The following is a 22915-nucleotide window of genomic DNA, read 5'->3' on the forward strand; positions in this document are numbered from 1 at the left end:
CTCAACAGCCGACGTTTCGGTCGTCGTCGGGCTTGCATCACCATGATCGCGCGCATCTGTCTCCTTTTCGCTTTACTGCTACTGACGCCGTTGAGCTTTGCCGCAGCCGATACATCGACTTCAACGACTGCGGACCCGCACCGGGTCTGGATCGATCCGGGTTGGCGGCGGACGATCAGCCGCTATGCGATTACTTTCGACGAGCAAGGCCTGAGCACGACTATCTTCGATTTCGAAGCCCAGGCGCTCGATGAGAAGGGGGCCGAGGCGCTCGCTCGACGAACCTTCCGCTACAACAGCTATTTCTACGACTTGTCATCCAGCGAGCTCGCTACGTTGAAAGCCGACGGCCGGGTCATTGCGGTCGACGAACGCGCAATCCGAGACCAGCCGGCCTCGACGGATGGCTCCTCTCCCTATTTTGACGAGCAGCGGCAGCGGTTGGTTGCTTATCCGGACGTCGCTCCCGGCGACAAGGTCAAGGGGCGGTTGATCTACAAGGCGAAGCGAGCCGTGTTTCCCGGCGAATTTGCGGGCTACTGGAGTCAAATGGCGGATCAACCTCGCGAGGTGATGGAGCTCACGCTCGATGCGCCCGCGTCGAAGCCGTTGTATGTCGGGTTGCGCAATGTCGAACATGAAGAGGAGAGGCGAGGCGACCGGATCGTCCATCATGTTCTCTTCAGGCAAGAAACGCCGAGGCCGCGCGAGATGGACGCAGGGACATTCGACGATGCCCGGCGGTTCGAGGTCAGCACCTTCGCGGACTATGCAACTCTTGCGGCGGTATTGAACGCCCGTAACGCGCCGATGGCGCAGCCTGACGAGAGTTTGGAAAAGCTCTCTGCCGAGATCGTCGGCGACGCCGCGGACGCCCGAAGCAAAGTTGAACGAATTCACAACTGGGTCGCGCGGAATATCCGGTACGTTGGGATCGGGCTCGAGGATGGTGGCTTGACGTCGCAACCCGCATCCGCAGTCCTCGCGGCGCGCTACGGTGACTGCAAGGCGCATGCGACGATCCTCAAGGCGTTGCTCGCGGTTCAGGGGATCGAAGCCAACCTTGTCGTGGTGAATGCCGGCCTGCAGTACACGCTGACGGAGGTCGCGACGCAGAACTTCGACCACGCGATTGTCTATGTTCCGGCAATCGACCGCTATCTCGACCCGACCTCGTCGCTGGTGGCGTTCGATTCCCTGCCGCCGAACCTCGGCGGCAAACCCGCGCTCAACATCGACAAGGGGACGATGGGCCGTATCCCGGTGACGGCACCGCAGCGCTTCGTGTTGGCAGCGGATACGGAATACACGCTGCACAGCGATGGTACACGTCAGGCGCGCTCGGTGTTGTCCGGCAATGGACTGGGAGCAAGTGTTGGACGATCCGTCGCACTAGGCCTTGACGCGGGGGACCGGCAGAACGGCGCCAGGAAGCTGATCGAGCAGGCGGGGCTGAGCGGCACGGGCGACTACAGCTTCCCGAATCCGCGCGACCTGTCCGACAGCTATGCGATCACCACGAACTTCCAGATCACCAAGCCCGTCGGCCTCAATCATCTCGAGCGGATCAGGATGCTGCCGCTGACTGACCCGCGCCCCTCGCTGCTGCTGCTCGCCACCAGCGGGCCAACCGACCGGGCCTTTCCGTGCCGCTCGCTGGAATATCGGGAGACCAGTTCGCTCACCGTGCCTGAGGGAACCAACTTCTACGAAAAGCCAGCGCCGGTCATCTATAGCAAGAGTTTCAGCGGCAGCACGGCATACGGCGCTGCGACGGGGCGGATCGAGGTCAACGCGACCGCCACGCTCAGCAGCCGCACGATTCGCTCCAGCGCGTTGGTGCGATTCAGCGTCGACGCTGCGGTCTGTCCGGCGGAATTTGCTGCGGCGATCAAGGCTGGCTTGGACAAGTTCGCGGAGTTCAAATACGGGCCGATCGGATTGACGCCGAAACCGGTACCGCTCGTTACGGAAATCAGCGCCGAGTTTACCGATGGCGTGAACGCGTATCAGGCGCAAAACTACGTGCGCGCGATGGCTCTGCTCCGACCGTATGCCGAGCATGGCAACGCCAAGGCTCAATCCTATGTGGGGTACATGTACGAAAGCGGCTACAGCGTCGAGCGCAACTACGCCGAGGCGATCCGTTGGTTTCTGATGGCCGCCGAGCAGGGCGATTCCTACAGCCAGGGGAAGCTGGGCTACGCATATGAATACGGGCTTGGCACGGCGCGCGACGAGAAGGTCGCAGCCCAATGGTACGCCAAGGCAGCCGAGCAGGGCGATGTCTTCGGTCAGACCCACCTCGCGCGCCTCTATCGGGATGGCGCCGGTCTCGCCCAGGACTATCAGCAAGCTGCGACCTGGTTTTCGAAGGCTGCCGATCAGGGCTCGGCTTGGGCGCAGGGGAATCTCGCATTGCTCTACATTAAGGGCCGTGGCTTGCCGCTCGATCTATCACGGGGCATCGCGCTGCTTCGGGTTGCCGCCGATCAGAACGACAGTGAGGCCCAGTACAATCTGGGATATGCCTACGAGAGCGGCACGGGTGTTCCGAAGGACATCCGGGAAGCCGCCAAGTGGTACAGCAGGGCGTCCGATCGCGGTAATGCGCTCGCCCGCACGCGTCTCGAGGGATTGCTGGGAGGCGGCGGAATTTTGGGTCACCTGCGCCAACTCTTCGGTCGTCTTTGAGCTCCTGATCTGCCTACGCCGACGACCGTGCGCCAGCGCATCCGACCCACGAGAGCCGTTTGCCGACCGTCGGCCTCGGAATAAGGCCGCGGCGCAGGGGTTAGCCCGGACGATGGCCAAGTCGCGCAACCGTCATCGCGCGGGCATCGAAAGGCTGATACAACCTCGCCTGCCAACTGCGAATTCACCGGGCGCCGCTTCACTGGGAGGACACCACATGGAATTGACACGACGTCACGCTCTCGCGGGTGCTGCCGGCATTGCCGCTGCACCGTTGCTATCAGCCGTTCCTGCGGCCGCTGTGGCGGCGGTCGCCGACAAGCAGGCGCCGAGCTTCTATCGCTACAAGGTCGGCGACATCCTCGTCACCGTGGTGTCCGATGGCAAGAACGTCTTCAAGCTGGAAGACTCCTTCATCCCCAATGCGAAGCGGGACGACGTCAACGCGGCGCTGGAGAAGGCGTTCATGCCGCGCGACATGATGACGATCTGGTTCGCGCCACTGGTGCTCAACACCGGCGGCAAGCTGGTGGTGATCGACACCGGCAATGGCGCGCTGGCGAAGGCCAGCACGAAGGGCGCCAATGGCCTGTTCGCCGACAATTTCGTCGCCGCCGGCTTCGATCCCAAGAATGTCGACATGGTCGTGATCTCGCATTTCCACGGCGACCACGTGAACGGCCTCTTGACCGCCGAAGGCACGCCGGCATTCCCGAATGCCGAGGTGCTGGTGCCGGCGACCGAGTGGAAGTTCTGGATGGACGACGGCGAGATGAGCCGGGCGCCGGCCGGCCGCATGCAGGGCCTGTTCAAGAACAACCGCAATATCTTCGAAGCCGGCCTGAAGAAGAAGGTCACGCCCTACGAGTGGGGCAAGGAGATCGCGCCGGGCCTGACCTCGGTCGAGACCGTCGGCCACACGCCGGGCCACACCTCCTACGTGCTGGCCTCGGGCCCGGACAAGGTCTTCATCCAGTCCGACGTCACCAACAATCCGAACCTGTTCGCGACCAACCCCGGCTGGCATGCGTTCTTCGACCAGGACGGCGACGTGGCGGAGAAGACCCGCCGCCGCATCTACGACATGGTGGTTGCCGAGCGGCTCCAGGTGCAGGGCTTCCACTATCCGTTCCCGGGCCTCGGCAATGTGGTGAAGGACGGCGGCGGCTATCGCGTCGTGCCGGCACCGTGGAATCCGGCGATCTAGCCAGTCATTCCCCGGTGCGCCATTGCGCACCTGAGGGCGCGCGGAGCGCGAACCCCGGGATCTGGAGGTCCTAGCGCGAGATTCCGGGTTCGATGCTGTGCATCGCCCCGGAATGACAAGCAACAACTTGACGTCAAGGGGGCGCGGCCTTATAGCCGCGCCCATGATCAACGCCGCGACCATCATCATTGCCCGCCGCCGCCGCATTATCGCGGTATGAGCGGTCGCTCGCGTTTAAGACCATCGCCTCTGCCGCCGGACCCGATCCCGCGGCGCTCTCCTGAAAAAGACACGCGGTTCGATCTGGCGGCTCCTTCGTCATGCAGGAGCTTTGACCATGTATACGCCACCGCCCTTCAAGCCTGACCGTGCCGCGAGCCTTGCCTTCGCGGAAGCGCGCGGTTTCGGCATGGCCTGCGCGTGGGACGGCGGCAAGCCGATCGCCTCCGCGCTCCCGTTCTACTTGACTTACGCCGCCGACGGGACGCCGCGGGCGCTGTTTCATGTTGCCCGTCACAATCCGCTGGTAAAGCTGGCGGGCGGGTCACCTTGGCTGCTGGCCGTTACCGGCGCCGACGCCTATGTTTCGCCGGACTGGTACGTGTCACCCGATCAGGTGCCGACCTGGCTCTATCAGGCGGTGCATCTGACCGGGCCGGTGCGGACGTTGTCGGATGACGAGCTTGCCGTTCAGATCGACGCGCTGAGCGCCAAGTTCGAGGACCGGCTGCTGCCGAAAAAGCCGTGGGTGTCGGGCAAGATGACCGCCGCGAGGCTGGAAACCATGAAGAAGGCCATCGTGGGTCTCGAGATGATGGTGGAAGAGGTGGAGGGCAGCTTCAAGCTGAACCAGCACAAGTCTGAAACCGATTTCGCGGCGGTCGGCAACACGCTCGCTTTGCAGGCCGAAGCCGGTGCCCAAGACATCGCGGCCTTGATGCGCGAGGTGCGCCCGCAGGCTTTCGCGCTGATACAGACCGAGATGACTACGCTTCCGAGGAGCGAGCAATGACGAAGAAGAAAATCGGAATTTTGGGCGCGTCCGGCTACACCGGCGCCGACGCGGTGCGCCTGTTGGCGCGGCACCCGAATGCCGAAATCACCGCGCTTACCGCTAACACCCATGCCAGCAAGACGATGAGCGAGGTGTTTCCTCACTTCTTCATGCTCGACCTGCCAAAACTCGTGGAATGGGAAAAGGTCGACTGGACGCGGCTCGATGCCCTGTTCTGCGGACTGCCGCACGGGACGACGCAAGAGATCATCGCCGCGGTGCTGAAAGCCAATCCCAGAATCAAGATCCTCGATATGTCCGCGGACTTCCGGCTGCGCAACAAAGACAGCTATGCGCAATGGTACGGCCATGAGCACCGGGCGCTCGAATTGCAGGACGAGGCGGTCTATGGGCTGACCGAACTCTACCGGGAGGAGGTCACGGCCGCGCGGCTGGTAGCCTGTCCCGGCTGCTATCCGACGGCGGTGCTGCTGGCGCTTGTTCCGCTGGCGAAGGCAAAGCTGATTGACGTCGACGACATCATCATCGACGCAAAGTCGGGCGTCACCGGCGCCGGACGCGGACTGAAGCAGAACACGCTGTTCAGCGAGGCCGGCGAAGGGTTGTCGCCCTATTCGATCGGAAGCCATCGACACTCGGCGGAGATTGAGCAGGAGATTGGCGCGGCCGCTGGCTCGGCTGTGACGGTGAACTTCACCCCGCATCTCATTCCGATGGCGCGGGGTGAGTTCTGCACATCCTATGTCAAGCTCAACGGGGCTACGCCGGACGATTTGCGCGCCGAGCTGGAAAGGGCCTACGCCAACGAGCCGTTCGTATATGTGACGAAGAAGGGTGTGCTGCCACAGACGCAGAACGTGCGTGGTTCGAATTATGTTCAGATCGGCGTCGTCGCCGACCGGATCAAGAACCGCGCCATCGTGCTCTCGACGCTCGATAATCTTGTGAAGGGTTCGGCCGGACAGGCGATCCAGAACATGAACCTGATGTTCGGCTTGCCCGAAACCACTGGACTGGAGCAGATCGCGCTGTTTCCATGAGCGGGGGTTGTTGTCGCTGGCGAGGGGCGCTCAATCTAAGGATAACTGCCCATCCCCGTTGGCGGCGCAGGCGCGGCCAGATGTGTTAAACGAAACGAACGAGCTCGAAAGGAACGTGCCATGACCCTCACCGACACCAACCAACCGAAAACCAGGAGCGGTGCGACCAAGGCCACCGTGTTCGTCGATGGCGCGTCCGGCACGACCGGCCTCGGCATCCAGGAGCGGCTGCTCTCGATCGGCGACGTTGCGGTGAAGCACATCGCCGAGGACAAGCGGAAGGATGCCGGCGCCAAGCGCGCCCTGATGGAGGAGGTGGATCTCGTGATCCTCTGCCTGCCTGACGAGGCCGCCAAGGAGACTGTGGCGCTGATCGACACGATGGGCAATGCCGCGCCGAAAGTGCTCGACGCCTCGACGGCCTATCGCGTTGCGCCCGACTGGGCCTACGGTTTCCCCGAGCTCGCGCCCGACCAGGCCGACAAGATCCGTAACGCGAAGAAGGTCTCCAATCCGGGTTGCTATCCGACCGGCGCGATCGCGCTGCTGCGGCCGATCGTCGACGCCGGCCTGCTGCCGGCGGATTATCCCGTCACCGTCAACGCGGTGAGCGGCTATTCGGGCGGCGGCAAGTCGATGATCGCCAGCTTCGAGGACGGCTCGGCGCCGGCCTTCGAACTCTACGGCCTCGGCTTCGAGCACAAGCACGTGCCGGAGATGCAGCTCTACTCGCATCTGACGCGAAGGCCGATCTTCATCCCGTCGGTCGGCAACTACCGGCAGGGCATGCTGGTCTCGGTGCCGCTGCAACTCGACGCGCTGCCGGGCAAGGTGACCGGTGCCGACCTGCAGGCTGTTCTCGCGAAGTGGTACGCGGGCAGCAAATATGTCTCGGTGATGCCGCTGCAGAACGAGGCCGCCAAGGGCGGGCGGCTCGAGCCGGAGGCGCTCAACGAGACCAACCAGCTCGAGCTCTACGTCTTCGCCAGCGACAAGCACCACCAGGCGGTGCTGGTCGCGCGGCTCGACAATCTGGGCAAGGGCGCCTCGGGTGCCGCGGTCCAGAACATGCGGCTGATGCTCGGGCTGGCCGACAGCTGACGGCGAAGCGGATCGTGGACGACGCCACGCTGCAATTCTATCGGCGCAATGCCGAGACCTATGCCGGGTGGGCGAAAGCCCCGTCCACCCGGCTGATCGGCTTTCTGAAGCTGCTGCCGCCGGGCGGCGCGATCCTCGAACTCGGTTGCGGCGCCGGCAATCATGCCGCTGTCATGCTCGCCGAAGGCTTTGTGCTGCGTGCGACCGACGGGTCGCCCGAGATGGCCGAGGTCGCGGCGCGCCGCATCAATCATCCCGTCGAGGCGATGCTGTTCGACGAGCTCGAGGACCGCGAAGCCTATGACGGCGTCTGGGCCAGCGCCTGCCTGCTGCACGTGCCGCGCGACGAATTGGTCGGCATCATCGGCCGCATCCTTCGGGCGCTGAAACCCGGTGGCTTGTTCTACGCAAGCTACAAGATCGGCCATGGCGATGGCCGCGACAGCATCGGCCGCTACTACAATTATCCCGCGGCGGACTGGCTCGCTGCGACCTACGCCGCCTCAGGGGCGTGGACGCAAGTCTCGTCCGACACCAGCGAGATCAAGAGCTTTGACGAGGCTCCCGCGACGATGCTGCATATCGTGGTGCGCAAGAGCCGGTAGTTGATGCCGCGCCGGCGCGGCTGTCGCCGCAACCGGCGGGAATATTTGGATCAGACGATCTTGAAGATCGCGAGCGCCAGCACCGCCTGGGCGAGGAAGCCGACCGTGAAGGCCACGCTGCGGAACACCGGCAGGCCCAGCGTGTACACGATCAGATGGGCGACGCGGGCCCAGAAATAGACGGCGCAGGCGAGCACGGTCCATTTCGTGGAATAGTCGGCCGCGTTGAGGATCAGGACCAGCGGCGCGAAGATCACGAGGTTCTCGACCGCGTTGTCATGGGCGAACATCAGCCGGTTGGCCCATTCCGCGTGCGGCTTGTCGCCACGCGAGGGATTGCCGATGACGCCGGAGAGGCCGCGCACCTGCCAGCGGTTGATGAGGTAAGGAATCCACAGCAGCCCGGTCAGGATCACCGTCAGCGACAGCCAGAACAGTTCGCGCGTCATCGTCTCCCCCTCACGTGAATTCGATTCCCGACCGTCGGGACCGTCTGTTTATAGCTGAGCGGAAGAGTTGGCGCTACGCGCGGACGCGGACATAGCTGCCCGGGGCGTCCTCGAGCACCTGCGTGCCGTTGGAGCCGACCATGCGCGCCGGGACCGTCTCCGGGTCATGGCTTTCCAGCCAGCCGCGCCAGTCGGGCCACCACGAGCCCTTGTGCTCCTCGGCTCCCTTCAGCCAGTCGGCGAGCTTCATGTCCTTGATGTTGTCGTTGGTCCAGTACTGGTACTTCTTCGACGCGGGTGGATTGACCACGCCGGCGATATGGCCGGAGCCGGACAGCACATATCTCACCGGGCCGCCGAAGAACTGCGAGCCGTAGAGCACCGATTCCGCCGGCGCGATGTGATCCTCGCGGGCGGCGAGGTTGTAGACCGGCACCTTCACCTTCGACAGATCGAGCAGCGTGTTGTCCAGCACCATGGTGCCGGTCGACAGCCGGTTCTCCAGATAGCAGTTGCGCAGGTAGTAGGAGTGGTTCGACGACGGCATCCGCGTCGCATCCGAATTCCAGTGCAGCAGGTCGAATGAGGAGGGCGTCTGGCCCTTCAGATAATTGTTCACGACATACGACCAGATCAGGTCGTTCGAGCGCAGCATGTTGAAGGCCATCGCCATCTTGCTGCCCTCGAGCACGCCGGATTCCTGCATGTCGCGTTCGAGCGCCGAGATCTGGTCTTCGTCGACGAACACCAGGAGATCGCCGGCATGGGTGAAGTCGACCTGCGCGGCAAAGAACGTCGCCGACGTCACACGCTGGCGGCGCTTCTCGGCGAGATAGGCGAGCGTCGAGGCGAGCAGGGTGCCGCCGACGCAATAGCCGGCGGTGTGCACCTTCATCTCGCCGGTGACCTTCTCGATGACGTCCATCGCCGTGAGCGGGCCTTCGGTCATGTAGTCGGCCCAGGTCTTCTTGCCGAGCTCCCTGTCCGGATTGACCCAGGAGATCACGAACACCGTGATGCCCTGGTCGACGCACCATTTGATGTAGGATTTCTCGGGGCGCAGATCGAGGATGTAGAACTTGTTGATCCAGGGCGGCACGATCAGGAGCGGCGTGCGCAGCACGTTCTCGGTCGCCGGTGAATACTGGATCAGCTGCATCAGCTCGTTCTGGAAGATCACCTTGCCCGGCGTCGTCGCCATGTTGACGCCGACCTCGAGATTGCTCGAGTCGGACTGGCGGATCCGCAGCGTGCCGTGGCCGGCCTCGATATCCTCGGCCAGCATCTTCATGCCGCGCACCAGATTGTCGCCGTTGGTCTCGACGGTGGCGCGCAGCACCTCCGGATTGGTCAGCACGAAATTCGACGGCGCCAGCGCGTTGGTGATCTGCTGGACGTAGAATTCGGCCTTCTTGCGCGTGTGGGGATCGATCCCGTCGGCGTCATGGACCAGCTGCTGCGCCCATTTCGAGGTCAGCAAATAGAGCTGCAGGATGAAGTCGAAGAACTGGTTCGACTTCCATTCCGGATCCTGGAAGCGCTTGTCGCGCGGGGCCGGGGCGATCGCCGGCTTGGCGTCTGCCTCGCCGGCCATGCGGCGCACCGCCGAGCCCCAGAGATCGAGATAGTCCTTGCCGAGCTGCATCTGCAGCGACGAGGCGCGCTCCTTGTCGGACAGCCAATATTCGGCGATCACGCTGAAGGTCTTGATGACCTCACCGAGCTCATTCGGCGGCTTGTCGCGGACTTCTCCCGTCTGGCGCGGCTTGAGATAGGCTGCCAGCGCCTGGCCGCTGCTCTCCATCGCCCGCGCGATGTTCATGGCGAAGGCTTCGGCGTTGAATTTCGGGGTGGCCTGGGTGTCGGTACTAACGTTGCTCATCTGAGGTACAATATCGCGTCGTTTGGAGGGCGTCATCGCGCGGTGCGGCAACGCAAATCAGTCAAAATCCAGCATTTCGCTCTGTTGCGGTGCGAGAAAAAATCTTTGTTCCGTCATATTGAAGCCTCAGGGTTCGCTTTTGGTGTTCCCGCTTTAAGCGTTTCGGGCGACAATGGTTTGAAACGCTGAAGTCGAAATTAACGCAGCGGGGACGCTGCAAGGCTCGTACCAGTGCGACCCGTGTCGGCAACGTGCGACGTGCGCGCTAGCTTGTTGGGGACAATTCGGCGCATGCCGATCGATCGAATGAACAGGGGGCTCGCGGCCGCAGTGCTGCTCGCGTCGTTGGTGGCGCTGAGCGGGTGCTCGAGCACGATCGCCGATATGACGATGCCGGCCGATGCGCCGGCGCGCGAGAAGGACGCCACCGGCTACCTGCCGGTCCATGATCTTCCGCCCGACCGCGCCGACCCGACGATCAAGCCGGCGGACCAGGCCAAGATCGAGCAGGAGCTGATTGCCGCGCGCGCGCGCCAGGCCTCGACGGCTGCCCAAAGCGGGAAGTAGCACCCGACAAACGGCCGATCAGCGCTGGCGCCGCCCGGTGTCCGTGCTAAAAGAAACCCAGTTCAACCGCAGATCCGGCCGCAGCCCCCAGATCGTGCGCCTGAATTCGCTCTAAGTCATTGATTCAGTGCGATTTCTGTCAGAGGCCGAGCCGGCTTCCGCAAGCTAGGACCAAGGGGGGTCGATTCTGGCATCGCGGTTGTCGGAGCAAGGGTCCCATGGAAGATTTTTACCGCATTCGCCGTCTGCCGCCTTACGTCTTTGAGAAGGTCAACCAGGCCAAGGCGGCCGCGCGCAACGCCGGGGCCGACATCATCGACATGGGCATGGGGAACCCGGACCTGCCGACCCCGCCGCATGTGATCGAGAAGCTCAAGGAGACGCTGGGCAAGCCGCGGACCGACCGCTACTCGGCCTCGCGCGGCATCAACGGCCTGCGCAAGGCCCAGGCCGCCTATTATGCGCGCCGCTTCGGCGTCAAGCTCAACCCCGACACCCAGGTGGTTGCGACGCTCGGCTCGAAGGAGGGGTTTGCCAACGTCGCGCAAGCGATCACGGCGCCCGGCGACGTCGTGCTGTGCCCCAATCCGAGCTACCCGATCCATGCCTTCGGCTTCCTGATGGCGGGCGGCGTGATCCGCTCGGTGCCCTCGGAGCCGACGCCGCAGTTCTTCGAGGCGGTCGAGCGGGCGATCATCCATTCGATCCCGAAGCCGATTGCGCTGATCGTCTGCTATCCGTCGAACCCGACCGCCTATGTCGCGGACCTCGACTTCTACAAGGACCTCGTCGCGTTCGCGAAGAAGCACGACATCTTCATCCTGTCCGATCTCGCCTACGCCGAGGTATATTTCGACGAGAACAATCCGCCGCCGTCGGTGCTGCAGGTGCCCGGCGCGATCGACGTCACCGTCGAGTTCACCTCGATGTCGAAGACGTTCTCGATGGCCGGCTGGCGCATGGGTTTTGCGGTCGGCAACGAGCGGATCATCGCGGCGCTGGCGCGGGTCAAATCCTATCTCGATTACGGTGCGTTCACGCCGGTCCAGGTGGCGGCGACCGCGGCGCTGAACGGTCCCGACGACTGCATCCGCGAGATGCGCGACACCTACCGCAAGCGCCGCGATGCGCTGGTCGAGTCATTCGGCCGCGCCGGCTGGGACATTCCGCCGCCGCAGGCCTCGATGTTCGCCTGGGCGCCGCTGCCCAAGGCGTTCGAGGCGGTCGGCAGCATGCAGTTCGCGACCCTGATGGTGGAGAAATCCGGCGTCGTGGTGTCGCCGGGCGTTGCGTTCGGCGAGCATGGCGAGGGCTATGTCCGCATCGCGATGGTGGAGAACGAGCAGCGCATCCGGCAGGCCGCGCGCGGCGTGCGCCGCTTCCTTGAAAGCGGCATCGAAACGTTGCACAACGTCGTTCCTCTCGCCAACCGACGCTAATCCTTCCAGGTTGCTTAATCTCCAGGTCCCTTAAATCCATGGTCGCACCCCTGAACGTGGGCATAGCGGGGCTCGGCACCGTCGGTGCCGATGTCGTCCGCCTCATCGAAACGCAAGGACGGGCGCTGGCCGAGCGCAGCGGCCGCGGCGTTCGCGTCGTCGCGGTCACGGCGCGCTCGAAAGCCAAGAAGCGCGGCCTCGACCTGCGCGGCATCGCCTGGGCGAAGAGCCCCGAGGCGCTCGCCGAAGATCCCAATATCGACTGCTTCGTCGAATTGATGGGCGGCGCCGGAGATCCCGCGCTGTCCGCGATCGAGACCGCGCTGAAGGCCGGCAAGTCGGTCGTCACCGCCAACAAGGCGTTGATCGCCAAGCATGGACTGCGTCTCGCCGCGGCTGCCGAAAAGCACGGCGGCGCCCTGAATTTCGAGGCGGCGGTCGGTGCGGCGATCCCGGTCATCAAGACGCTGCGCGAGGGCCTCGCGGGCACCAGCGTCAACCGCGTCTACGGCATCCTCAACGGCACCTGCAATTACATCCTGACCCGGATGGAGCAGGAGGGCCTGTCGTTCGAGGAGTGTCTGAAGGACGCCCAGCGGCTCGGCTATGCCGAAGCCAACCCGTCATTCGACGTCGATGGTCATGACACCGCGCAGAAGCTCGCGATCCTGGCCAGCCTCGCCTTCGGAACCAAGGTCGCGGAAAGCGCGGTTTACGTCGAAGGCATCTCCTCGATCACGCCGGAAGACCTCAAGGCCGCCGCGGAACTCGGTTACCGGGTCAAGCTGCTCGGCGTCGCGGTCCGCACGGCAAAGGGCATTGAGCAGCGCGTGCACCCGACCATGGTGCCGAAATCATCCTCGATCGCGCAGGTGATGGGCGTCACCAATGCGGTGGCGATCGACGGCGAGGGGATTCCGCCGATCACGCTGGTGGGACCCGGCGCCGGCGGCGGCGCGACGGCCTCCGCCGTGGTCGCCGACATCGCCGACGTCGCCCGCGGCATCCGCGCTAAGCCGTTCGGCCGTCCGGTGGAGCGGTTGCGCGACACCACCAAGGCGCCGATGGAACGCCATGAAGGTGGCTATTATATCCGCCTGATGGCGCGCGATCTTGCAGGCACTGCCGCAACAATCGCCACCCGGCTGGCGGAACAGAAGATATCTCTGGAATCCATCGTGCAACGGCACCCGGATGGCGTCGATGTGAACGGCGCGGCCAAAAAACCTTCACCGGTCCCGGTCATTCTGATTACCTATGCGACCAGCGAGGATGCCGTGCATCGTGCGCTGGCCGCAGTGCAGCGCGATAAGGTCATCAGCGGGCGGCCGCAGGTGATCCGGATCGAGAAAAACTAGCGCATGGCCTGAACGGGTCGGGCGTGAGACGATTGATGCGGGCAGGCTGCCCTGTCCCAGAGGCTTAAGGAGTACGCCGATGTCGACCCATATTTCCGTTCCGCCGCAGATGCTGCTCGAGCGCATCCTGACGCTCGAAATCGTGCGCGTGACGGAGCGCGCTGCGGTGTCGGCCGCGCGGCTGCGTGGCCACGGCCAGGAGAAGGCCGCCGACAAGGCCGCGGTCGACGCGATGCGGCGCGAGCTCAACAAGCTGCCGATCGAGGGGACGGTCGTAATCGGCGAGGGTGAGCGCGACGAGGCACCGATGCTGTTCATCGGCGAGAAGGTCGGCCTCAATGCTGGCCCGAAGGTCGACATCGCGGTCGACCCGCTCGAAGGCACCACGCTGTGCGCCAAGAACATGCCGGGCTCGATCGCCACGATGGCGATGGCCGACGGTGGCACGCTGCTGCACGCGCCCGACGTCTACATGCAGAAGATCGCGATCGGCCCGGGCTACGCCAAGAACGTGATCGAGCTCGACGCGCCGCCGGCCGACAATGTCCGCCGGCTCGCCAAGGCCAAGGGCGTCGACCCGACCGCCATCAACGTGCTGGTGCTCGATCGTCCGCGCCATGCCGACATCATCAACAGCGTGCGTTCGACCGGCGCTGCCGTGCAGCTGATCACCGACGGCGACGTCGCTGGCGTCATTCACTGTGCGAAACCCGATGAGACCGGCGTCGACATGTATATCGGTACCGGCGGCGCGCCAGAGGGCGTGCTCGCGGCGGTCGCGCTGCGCTGCATCGGCGGCCAGATGCAGTGCCGCCTGATCCTCGACACCGAGGAGAAGCGCGAGCGCGCGCACAAGATGGGCGTCACCGATCCGAAGATGATCTACGGCATCGAGGACATGGCCAAGGGCGACTGCCTGTTCGCCGCTACCGGCGTCACCACCGGCTCGCTGCTGACCGGCGTGAAGTTCAAGAAGGACGTGATCGAGACCGAGACGGTCGTGATGCGCTCGGTCACCGGCACCGTGCGCTACATCAAGGCCGAGCATCGGCAGCTCGAGAAATTCCACCTGGACTAATATCCGCTGTCATTCCGGGGCGTCCGAAGGACGAACCCGGAATCTCGAGGTTCCGGGTTCGATGCTCCGCATCGCCCCGGAACGACAGCGTAAACAACAACAAGAAAAAGGGAGGCACCCATGTCCGATCTGTCCGGGGTCAAGGCGCTGGTATTCGACGTGTTCGGGACCGTGGTCGACTGGCGCACCAGCCTGATCAACGACTTCACCAGATGGGGCGAGACATCAGGTATCAAGGCCGATTGGACCGCGCTGGTCGACGGCTGGCGCGCGGTCTATGCGGCCTCGATGGACGAGGTGCGCAAGAACCCGCAGAACGGCTACGTCATCCTCGACGTCTTGCACCGCCGCTCGCTGGAAAAACTCGTCGCGCAATTCGACATCAAGGGGCTGACCGAGGCCGATTTGCAGCATCTGACGCTGGGCTGGCATCGCCTGCACGCCTGGCCCGACAGCGTCGCCGGCCTGACCCGGCTGAAGACCAAATACATCATCTCACCGCTCTCCAACGGCAACGTCGCGCTGCTCACCAACATGGCGAAGTTCGCAGGGCTCCCGTGGGATCTCGTGATGTCGGCCGAACTGTTCGAGCACTACAAGCCCGATCCGGAAACCTACCTCGGCGCCGCGAAGCTGCTCTGCCTGCCGCCGGAGCAGGTGATGATGGTCGCCGCGCACAATTACGACCTGAAGCACGCGCAGAAGCTCGGCCTGAAGACCGCCTTCGTGGCGCGTCCGACCGAATACGGTCCGCTGCAGAAGTACGATTTCGAGGCCACCGGCGAGTGGGACATCGTGGCCAAGGATTTCGGGGAAATCGCCAGCCGAATGGGCTGCTAGAACTGGTCCACAAATCATCGAAGCGTTACGATTCCTGCCTGATTGGGAAGGGCTCATGACGCTGCACGCATCCGCACTGCCCGTCGAGGCGCCACAGGCGTTCCTCGGCGTGACGCGGTCGCTGACCGGAAAACTCTGGCGCGACCGGCTGGATCCGCGCGGGGCGGCGCGGGCGCTCGCGATCGTGCAGCGCTATCAATTGCCGGAAATGCTGGCGCGCGTGCTGGCGGGGCGCGACGTCGGGATCGACGAGGTTCCCGACTTCCTCGACCCGACCATCCGCAAGCTGATGCCGGATCCTCACACGGTCACCGAGATGGAGCACGCCGCCAAGCGCATCGCGGATGCCGCGGTGCGCGGCGAGAAGGTCGCGATCTTCGGCGACTACGACGTCGACGGCGCGACCTCGGCCGCGCTGCTGACCTGGCATCTGCGCCATTGCGGGCTGGACCCGCTGATCCACATTCCCGACCGTATTTTCGAAGGCTACGGGCCGAACGTCGACGCCGTGCGTGCGCTGGCGGCGAAGGGCGCGACGCTGCTGGTCACGGTCGATTGCGGCACCACCAGCATCGAGCCGCTGGCGGAAGCCAGGAAGCTCGGCATGTCGGTCGTCGTGATCGATCATCACCAGACCGGCGATGTGTTGCCCGAGGTCGACGCGCTGGTGAATCCGAACCGGCCCGACGATCTCTCGGGGCTCGGCCATCTCGCGGCGGTCGGCCTCGTGCTGGTGACCTTGGTCGCGGTCAATCGCGAACTGCGCCAGCGCGGCTTCTGGACCGGCGAGATGCCGGAGCCGGACCTGCTCAGCGTGCTGCATCACGTCGCGCTCGGCACCGTGGCAGACGTCGCGCCGCTGATCGGGCTCAACCGGGCCTTCGTCGCCAAGGGCCTGATCGCGATGCGCCGCCGCGACCATGTCGGCCACACTGCGTTGATGGACGTCGCGCGGCTGAACGGGCCGCCGGAGGCCTGGCATCTCGGCTTCATGCTGGGACCGCGCATCAATGCCGGCGGCCGCATCGGGCGCGCCGATCTCGGCGTGCGGTTGTTGCTCGAAGGCGATATATCCGAAGCCGCGCGGATCGCGGCCGAGCTCGATCGTCTCAACGCCGAGCGGCGCTTGATCGAGCAGGCGGCCGAGGCGCAGGCCGAGGCCGAGGCGCTGGCTTCGCTCGGGCTCGAGGACAAGGGTGCTGTCATCGTCACCGCGGCGGAAGGCTGGCATCCCGGCGTGGTCGGGCTGGTTGCGGCGCGGCTGAAGGAGAAGTTCGCGCGTCCCGCGTTTGCGATCGCGCTGGAGCCCGGCGGCATCGGCACCGGATCGGGCCGTTCGATCGGCGGCGTCGATCTCGGCAAGGCGGTGCGGCAGGCGGTGCACGACGGCCTTTTGATGAAGGGCGGCGGGCACGCGATGGCGGCCGGCGTCACGCTGCGCAAGGAGAAGCTCGCCGAATTCCGCGCCTACATGGAAGGCGCGCTGGCGGCCGACGTCGCCAATTCGCGGCACGAGAACGAGCTGTTCATCGACGGCGCCGTGACCGCGCGCGCGGTGACGCCGGAGTTCGCCGCGACACTCAATCGTGCTGGCCCGTTCGGCAGCGCCAATCCGGAACCGGTGATCGCGCTGCCGTCGCATCAGCTGGTCTATGCCGACGAAGTCGGGCAGGCGCATCTGCGGCTGCGCTTCAAGTCAGGCGACGGCTCCATCGTCAACGGTATCGCGTTCCGTTCCGTCGGACAGAAGCTCGGCAGCGCCTTGACGCAAAATCGCGGCCAGCAATTGCACGTGGCGGGCTCTCTTGCGGTCGACCGTTGGCAAGGCACCGAACGTGTGCAATTCCGTGTCCTCGACGTCGCGGTGCCGGATCAGGGCCCGACGGTGATCCGATAAGAAACGTTGGGAGAGGACATGTCAGGACAGGTAGAAGGCAAGGTCGCGCTGGTGACCGGCGGCGCATCGGGCATTGGCGAGGCCATCGTTGAATTGTTCGCGCAGGAAGGCGCGACCGTTATTGCGACCGATATCGATGAGTTGAGGGGACCCGAGCTCGCCGCGCGGCTCACCAAGGCCGGGCGGAACGTGACCTTCTTGCCGCAGGACGTCACCAGCGAGGAGCGCTGGATCGAAATCATCAGTGAGATCGGCAAGCGCCATGGCCGCCTAGATATCATGGTCTCGAATGCCGGCATCGGCATCGGAGCGCCCTCGATTGTCGAGATGTCGCTCGCGGACTGGCGTCGCCAGACCGCCATCAATATCGACGGCGTATTCCTGTCGGTGAAGCACTCGCTGCCGCTGATGCGCAAGCACGGCGGCGGCTCCATCATCATGATGTCGTCGCTGGCTGGCCTGCGTGGTGCGGCGACCCTTTCCGGCTACAGCGCCACCAAAGGCGCGGTCCGCTTGTTCGCCAAGTCGATCGCGATGGAGTGCGCGCAGGTCAACGACGGTATCCGCGTCAACTCGGTGCATCCCGGCATCATCGACACGCCGATCTGGGGCAAGATCCCGACCGGCGCGACCGGTGCCGGCCAGAACGCGCCGATCGATCCGGAGGAGCGGGCAAGGTTCGCCACGCCACTCGGACGCGCCGGCCAGGCCATCGAGATCGCCCAGGGCGTGCTCTATCTCGCTTCCGACGCGTCGCGCTACGTCACGGGCAGCGAGCTCGTGATCGACGGCGGCATGAATGCCGGCGGCGTGGTGCGGCAGCCTGCGAAATAGTCTCCGTCATTGCGAGGAGCGAAGCGACGAAGCAATCCATAGTCCCGCATATGCGGAGGGATGGATTGCTTCGCTGCGCTCGCAATGACGGTGAGCGGTCAATGTGGCAGCCTGCGAGCCGATAGGAGCGAACTGTCGTAGCCCGCATGAGCGGAGCGATATGCGGGAAATGCGTGCCCGGGTATCGCTTTCGCTCACCCGGGCTACGCAGATCGCATGATGCCTACCCGCCTTGCCGTAGCCGCGCCAGCACCTTGAGCCCGCCGTAACCGTCGGCGGGCAACAGGCCCATCTTGATCTGAAAATCCTTGATCGCCTTCATGGTGTCGTTGCCGACGCGGCCGTCGGTGCCGCCGGTGTCGAAGCCGGCCTTGGTCAGCCGCGTCTGCATCTCCTGCACCTCGGCCAGTGTCAGCGCGCGTTCCGAGCCCGGGAAGGGCTGGATGAAGGGCGGCCCGCCGAGGCAGCGATCGCCGAGATGGCAGATCGCCAGCGCGTAGTTCATCGACGGGTTGTAGCTCTTCACCGAATTGAAGTTCGGACCGAGCAGAAAGGCCGGACCACCCGCGACCGGGATCCACAGTTGCGCTGACGCATTTGGCTGCGGAAACGGCTGGCCGTCGGCGCGGGTCACACCGGCGCTGGCCCAGGCCGCGTAGGTGCGGCTGCCGCTGGCGCCGCCGCCGGGCGCGCGGACCTCGTAGCCCCAATGCTCGCCGCGGTGCCACTTGCCGCGGTTGACGAGATATTTCGCGGTCGAGCCCAGCGCGTCGTCGGGCCGGCCGAACGGCGAGACCTTGCCGTCGCCGTCATAGTCGAAGCCGACATTGAGCCAGACTTCCGGCATCCACTGCGAATGACCCATCGCGCCGGCCCAGGAGCCATTCATCTCCTGAGGCGTGCTCCAGCCGCGCTGCACGATCTTCATCGCGTTGATCAGTTCGGTCTCCCAATAGGCCTTGCGGCGCGGCTCGTTCCAGGCGAGCGCCGCCAGCGACGGAAACACCGGCGTCATGTGGTTCTGCTGCACCAGCGGATCGCCATAGGCGGATTCGACGCCCCACAGCGCGAGCAGCGTGCCGCGCTCGACGCCGAAATCGCGTTCGATCCGGCCGAACAGCGCCTCGTTCTTCTTCAGCGCCTCCTTGCCGTGAATGACCCGCCAGTCGGAGACGCGGCGGTTGATGTACTGCCAGATCTGCTCGTGGAATTCAGGCTGGTTGCGCATCTGCCTGAACACGCTCATGTCGGGCTCGATCCGCCCCATGCAGCGATTCCAGGTCGCCTCCGAGATGCCCTTGGCGAGCGCGCGAGCGCGAAAATTGTCGCGCCACTGGTCGAAGCCCGGAGGGGCGGCGGCGAGCGCGCCGAGCGGATTGACGAGTACCACGCCGGCCGCGAGCCCGGCCTTCAGGACGGCGCGGCGGGCAGGGGATTTCGGAGAATCAGGCTGTTTCATCGGGCCAGTCTAGCGGCGCCGATCGGGTGAGCCAAAAGCCACGCCGCCGCAGGAGCTATAGTTTTGAGCATGACCTCATCGGAAAACCGGTTCCCACTTTTCCGGGTCATGCTCTAGCTATCCTGCAAATCTGTGGCGATTTTTGACAGCCACCGGCGCACCACGTGTTCCGACCTGGCATCGAGGCCGGCGGCGAGCCGGCGTTCCTGGGCCTGGGCGATCTGCCGGCATTTCTCCAGCAGTCTGGTTCCATGGCTGGTCAGGGTCCATTGCAACACGCGGCCGTGGACCGGGTGCGCCGTCTTGCCGATCGCGCCGTCGCGCTCGAGGTTGCGGATGATCACGCTCACGGTCTGCGGCGTCAGCAGCGCGACGCGAGCCAGATCGGCGCCGGAGAGCCCCGGATAGGCCTTCAGCATCGTCAGCACGACGAATTGCGGCGAGGTGACGCCGAGCCGTCCCAGTTGGCGCTCCATCGACAGCCGCGAGGCCGCGTGGGCCTGACGCAGCAGATAGGCGAGATAGCCCTGCTCGCCGCGCTTGCCTTCGCCCGGCGCCGGAACGGAAGGGGCGAACACGACGTCGCCAGCGCTCGATCCCGCATTCACTGCGGCCCTTCGGCCGGCGGCTTTTCCGACTGGACGCCGTTCGGCGGTGCCGAATTTGCCTCGTTTCTGCATTGCCGCCATGTCGCCTGCTGTCGCCTCGGCCGATGCCCGCATCTTGCCGATGATATCAGAGCTCTGATAATATCTCAGTACACTGATAACATGAGGCCGGACCAATGTCACATGCCCGCAAGGAATACACCGACTTCGAGAAGCTCGCGCCCGACGTCTTCGCCGCGGTGCGCGCACTCGGCCAGTTCGCGGCCAAGGCCGGCCTCGACAAGCAGCTGCTCGAACTCGTCAAGCTGCGCGCCTCGCAGATCAACGGCTGTGCGTTCTGCGTGCAGTATCACATCCTGCAGGGCGAGAGCCTCGGCGTGCCCGCCGACAAGCTGAACCTCGTCGTGGTGTGGCGCGAGGCGCCGCAGTTCACGCCGCGCGAGCGCGCCGCGCTGGCCTGGACCGAAGCGTTAACGACCCTGCCGAACGGCGTCAGCGACGAGGTCTATGCCGAGGCCACCGCTGAATTCTCCGAGCAGGAGCTGACTTACCTGACCTCGGCGATCGCATCGATCAATGTCTGGAACCGGTTCGGCGCGGCCTATCGCTGGACGCCGCCGCCGCGCCGGCAGCGCGCGGACGCGGCGGCTTCGTAACGTCGAGACGGATCAAACGGCAACCGACAGGGAGAAAAACAATGACCTCGATGGCGATGACACCATCCCTTCCATTCGCGCGGCCGCCGCGGCCGGTCATGCTGGCCGTGATCGCGGGACTGGTCTCCGCCTTCGTGATCGGGAAGGCACTGCCGACCCCGATGGACGCGATCTCCTCCGTCATCGCGCCGCTGTGCGCCAGCGCCAATGCGGCGTCGCCGCTCGACAAGGTCGAGGTCATCAGCTCGCACGCGCTGCCCAATGTGGCGGGCAAGCGTGTCACGGTGGTGCGCGTGTTCTATGGTCCCGGTGGCTTCACGCCGCCGCACCGCCATTCCGGTTCGGTGACGGCCTACATCACCAAGGGTGAAATCCGCTCACAGCTCGGTGGCGGGCCGGTCGAGACCTTCAAGGTCGGCCAGTCCTTCTTCGAGCCGCCGGGCTCGACCCACATGGTCTCGGCCAATGCGAGCACCACGGAGCCGGCGGAGCTGATCGCGGTGTTCGTGGCGGATGAGGGCGCGCAGCTGACCACGATGCTCGATTAGCGATCGGTTGGCGCTCGTTCTGCTAGACATGCGCACTGGACCAGTTTGGTGCCCAGTTCGCGTGAAACTGGACCTTGCGCGCAACGGGGCGTGTCGATTGATTGCAGGACACGTTGCGGCGACGATTGCCGACGAGGGACAAACCGATGATCAGCCTGAAGGGGCTCTCTGCCTTCCCGATCACGCCTTCGAACCGGGATGGACGGGTCGATGTGGGTGCGCTCCGCGCCTTGCTCGACCCCCTGATTGCGGCGAAGGTGGATTCGGTCGGGCTGCTCGGAAGTACCGGCTCATATCCGTATTTCAGCCGCGATGAGCGGCGGCGCGCCGTGCAGGCGGCCACCGCCTTGGCGGACGGCAACACACCAATACTGGTTGGCATCGGCGCACTGCGCACCGACGATGCGGTGCGGCTGGCGAAGGATGCGCGTGATGCCGGCGCGACGGCGGGCCTGTTGGCAGCGGTTTCCTATACGCCGCTGACCGATGACGAGGTCTTTGAGCACTTCCAAACCGTGGCCCGCGAGAGCGGGTTGGCGATCTGCATCTATGACAATCCCGGAACGACTCATTTTCAATTCACGCCGGCTCTCATCGGCCGTCTGAGCCGGGTCGAGGGAATCGTCGCGGTGAAAAGTCCGGCGCTGGATGCTTCGACCGTGGCGGGCCATCTCGGGGAATTGCGGGCTGTGGTTCCGGACGGCGTTGCGTTGGGATACAGCGCCGACTGGAATTGCACCGAGGCGCTGCTGGCGGGCGGAGACACCTGGTACAGCGTTCTCGCAGGAATCTTCCCGAAGGTCTGCGTGGACATCGTGCGCGCCGCGACGAGCGGCGATGCGGCCCGCGCGCGACAGCTCAACGGGCGACTGCAGCCGATTTGGGATCTGTTCAGGACATATTCCAGTCTGCGTGTCGTCTACGCACTTGCCGATCTCAGAGGGGTCTGCACGGCCGAGCCTCCACGTCCGATATTGCCGCTGCCCGCGGACGCTCAGAGGCGGGTCAAGGAGACGTTGGCGGCGATGGAGATCGACTGATCGCAACCACGGCGGAGGGCGCTAGATGCCGGCGCGCGCCATCGGGTCGCGGCCGAACCGGTTGTCACCCTTCGATCCCGGCAGCACGCTCAGCGTTGCAACGAGCGCCAGATAGGGGATCCAGTATTTGACGTGCAGCGCGGCGGCGAGGTGGGGAATGGCGAGGATCGTCAGCGCCCACCAACCCGAGACGTTGAGGTCGTGCAGCCGCTTCACCAGGATCGCCGCGAATGGCCACAATGACAGCATGAGCAGCAAGCGCAGGACGGACAGGTCGTCGGCGGGCGGGCTGCTGTCGTAATAGCGTGGACCGGGGTCGAGCCTTACGCCGACGCGAATGACGAGCATGTCGACCAGCATAAGGCCGAAAAATCCCAGGCTGAATTCCTGCCGGCTGATGCGGCCTTTCACCGAAAGAAAGAACCAGCTGAAGGTCGAGAGCATGCTTGGTTGTGGTCCAGCCTGAATGGGCATCTGATAGAGACTTGCGTCCGATGGTCAAAGCGGGACGGGTTCCCGCCGTTTGCTGCTTCCATCATGATCATTGAAGCTGGCAATTGTCGCCGCGACATGGCGCGCACCGACGCGATTCCGAATG

General features: G+C 64.7%; 21 protein-coding genes. 16 read left to right on the forward strand and 5 right to left on the reverse strand.

The features are described 5' to 3' along the window. Nucleotides 1-42 precede the first annotated feature (42 nt). The 6 genes from ACVIHF_RS14040 (at nt 43) to ACVIHF_RS14065 (ending at nt 7662) form a co-directional block, all read left to right on the forward strand. Nucleotides 43-2694 (forward strand): DUF3857 domain-containing protein, encoded by a 2652-nt coding sequence (locus tag ACVIHF_RS14040; protein ID WP_253608757.1) that lies wholly within the window; start codon nt 43-45, stop codon nt 2692-2694. Nucleotides 2695-2911: 217 nt separating this feature from the next. Then, on the forward strand, nt 2912-3901 hold the full coding sequence (locus ACVIHF_RS14045; RefSeq protein ID WP_253608755.1) for an MBL fold metallo-hydrolase: 990 nt from the start codon (nt 2912-2914) through the stop codon (nt 3899-3901). Nucleotides 3902-4238: 337 nt separating this feature from the next. Continuing rightward, nucleotides 4239-4913 (forward strand): FMN-binding negative transcriptional regulator, encoded by a 675-nt coding sequence (locus ACVIHF_RS14050; protein ID WP_057018592.1) that lies wholly within the window; start codon nt 4239-4241, stop codon nt 4911-4913. Further along, nucleotides 4910-5956, forward strand: coding sequence for an N-acetyl-gamma-glutamyl-phosphate reductase (gene argC / locus ACVIHF_RS14055; RefSeq protein ID WP_456780618.1), 1047 nt, complete (start codon nt 4910-4912; stop codon nt 5954-5956). The genes ACVIHF_RS14050 and argC (ACVIHF_RS14055) overlap by 4 nt, the downstream gene beginning before the upstream one ends. A 120-nt stretch (nt 5957-6076) precedes the next feature. Further along, entirely contained in the window at nt 6077-7057 is a 981-nt protein-coding gene (argC, locus tag ACVIHF_RS14060) for an N-acetyl-gamma-glutamyl-phosphate reductase (protein WP_253608752.1), read from the forward strand. A gap of 14 nt (nt 7058-7071) precedes the next feature. Continuing rightward, entirely contained in the window at nt 7072-7662 is a 591-nt protein-coding gene (locus ACVIHF_RS14065) for a class I SAM-dependent methyltransferase (protein ID WP_456780617.1), read from the forward strand. Between the two features lie 50 nt (nt 7663-7712). On the opposite strand, the gene ACVIHF_RS14070 is transcribed toward ACVIHF_RS14065, so the two are convergent. Both ACVIHF_RS14070 and ACVIHF_RS14075 read right to left on the reverse strand, forming a co-directional pair. Further along, nucleotides 7713-8111 (reverse strand): MAPEG family protein, encoded by a 399-nt coding sequence (locus tag ACVIHF_RS14070; RefSeq protein WP_253608747.1) that lies wholly within the window; start codon nt 8109-8111, stop codon nt 7713-7715. 73 nt (nt 8112-8184) lie between these two features. Beyond that, entirely contained in the window at nt 8185-9993 is a 1809-nt protein-coding gene (locus tag ACVIHF_RS14075; RefSeq protein WP_253608746.1) for a PHA/PHB synthase family protein, read from the reverse strand. A gap of 291 nt (nt 9994-10284) precedes the next feature. On the opposite strand from ACVIHF_RS14075, the gene ACVIHF_RS14080 reads away from it, so the two are divergent. The 7 genes from ACVIHF_RS14080 to ACVIHF_RS14110 all read left to right on the forward strand — a co-directional run bounded on the left by ACVIHF_RS14080 (nt 10285) and on the right by ACVIHF_RS14110 (nt 18006). Continuing rightward, nucleotides 10285-10560, forward strand: a complete 276-nt coding sequence (locus ACVIHF_RS14080) for a hypothetical protein (RefSeq protein WP_253608743.1) — start codon at nt 10285-10287, stop codon at nt 10558-10560. A 218-nt stretch (nt 10561-10778) separates the two neighbouring features. Beyond that, a complete protein-coding gene (locus tag ACVIHF_RS14085) occupies nt 10779-11999 on the forward strand; it encodes an LL-diaminopimelate aminotransferase (protein WP_016842955.1) in 1221 nt (406 codons plus the stop codon). A gap of 38 nt (nt 12000-12037) precedes the next feature. Beyond that, nucleotides 12038-13357 carry a homoserine dehydrogenase gene (locus ACVIHF_RS14090; protein ID WP_028342125.1) on the forward strand — a complete coding sequence of 440 codons (1320 nt, stop codon included), beginning with the start codon at nt 12038-12040 and terminating at the stop codon, nt 13355-13357. A 79-nt stretch (nt 13358-13436) separates the two neighbouring features. Next, nucleotides 13437-14435, forward strand: coding sequence for a class II fructose-bisphosphatase (glpX, locus tag ACVIHF_RS14095; protein WP_050420275.1), 999 nt, complete (start codon nt 13437-13439; stop codon nt 14433-14435). A gap of 120 nt (nt 14436-14555) precedes the next feature. Next, a complete protein-coding gene (locus tag ACVIHF_RS14100) occupies nt 14556-15275 on the forward strand; it encodes a haloacid dehalogenase type II (RefSeq protein WP_253608742.1) in 720 nt (239 codons plus the stop codon). A 55-nt stretch (nt 15276-15330) separates the two neighbouring features. Then, entirely contained in the window at nt 15331-17172 is a 1842-nt protein-coding gene (gene recJ, locus ACVIHF_RS14105) for a single-stranded-DNA-specific exonuclease RecJ (protein ID WP_253608741.1), read from the forward strand. 18 nt (nt 17173-17190) lie between these two features. Beyond that, the gene (locus ACVIHF_RS14110) at nt 17191-18006 is read left to right on the forward strand and encodes an SDR family NAD(P)-dependent oxidoreductase (RefSeq protein WP_253608740.1); all 816 of its coding nucleotides are present in this window, start codon (nt 17191-17193) and stop codon (nt 18004-18006) included. A gap of 223 nt (nt 18007-18229) precedes the next feature. Here ACVIHF_RS14110 and ACVIHF_RS14115 read toward each other — a convergent pair whose 3' ends face one another. Both ACVIHF_RS14115 and ACVIHF_RS14120 read right to left on the reverse strand, forming a co-directional pair. Then, on the reverse strand, nt 18230-19465 hold the full coding sequence (locus tag ACVIHF_RS14115) for a lytic murein transglycosylase (RefSeq protein WP_253608739.1): 1236 nt from the start codon (nt 19463-19465) through the stop codon (nt 18230-18232). A 113-nt stretch (nt 19466-19578) separates the two neighbouring features. Further along, nucleotides 19579-20154, reverse strand: coding sequence for a MarR family winged helix-turn-helix transcriptional regulator (locus tag ACVIHF_RS14120; RefSeq protein ID WP_456780615.1), 576 nt, complete (start codon nt 20152-20154; stop codon nt 19579-19581). A gap of 95 nt (nt 20155-20249) precedes the next feature. On the opposite strand from ACVIHF_RS14120, the gene ACVIHF_RS14125 reads away from it, so the two are divergent. The 3 genes from ACVIHF_RS14125 to ACVIHF_RS14135 all read left to right on the forward strand — a co-directional run bounded on the left by ACVIHF_RS14125 (nt 20250) and on the right by ACVIHF_RS14135 (nt 22317). Beyond that, a complete protein-coding gene (locus ACVIHF_RS14125; protein ID WP_253608737.1) occupies nt 20250-20729 on the forward strand; it encodes a carboxymuconolactone decarboxylase family protein in 480 nt (159 codons plus the stop codon). A 41-nt stretch (nt 20730-20770) separates the two neighbouring features. Further along, nucleotides 20771-21277, forward strand: a complete 507-nt coding sequence (locus ACVIHF_RS14130; RefSeq protein ID WP_253608736.1) for a cupin domain-containing protein — start codon at nt 20771-20773, stop codon at nt 21275-21277. A 146-nt stretch (nt 21278-21423) separates the two neighbouring features. Beyond that, nucleotides 21424-22317, forward strand: coding sequence for a dihydrodipicolinate synthase family protein (locus tag ACVIHF_RS14135; protein ID WP_253608735.1), 894 nt, complete (start codon nt 21424-21426; stop codon nt 22315-22317). A gap of 21 nt (nt 22318-22338) precedes the next feature. Here ACVIHF_RS14135 and ACVIHF_RS14140 read toward each other — a convergent pair whose 3' ends face one another. After that, nucleotides 22339-22761 (reverse strand): DUF805 domain-containing protein, encoded by a 423-nt coding sequence (locus ACVIHF_RS14140; protein WP_253608734.1) that lies wholly within the window; start codon nt 22759-22761, stop codon nt 22339-22341. Nucleotides 22762-22915 lie beyond the last annotated feature (154 nt).

Source organism: Bradyrhizobium sp. USDA 4506, from assembly GCF_054058795.1.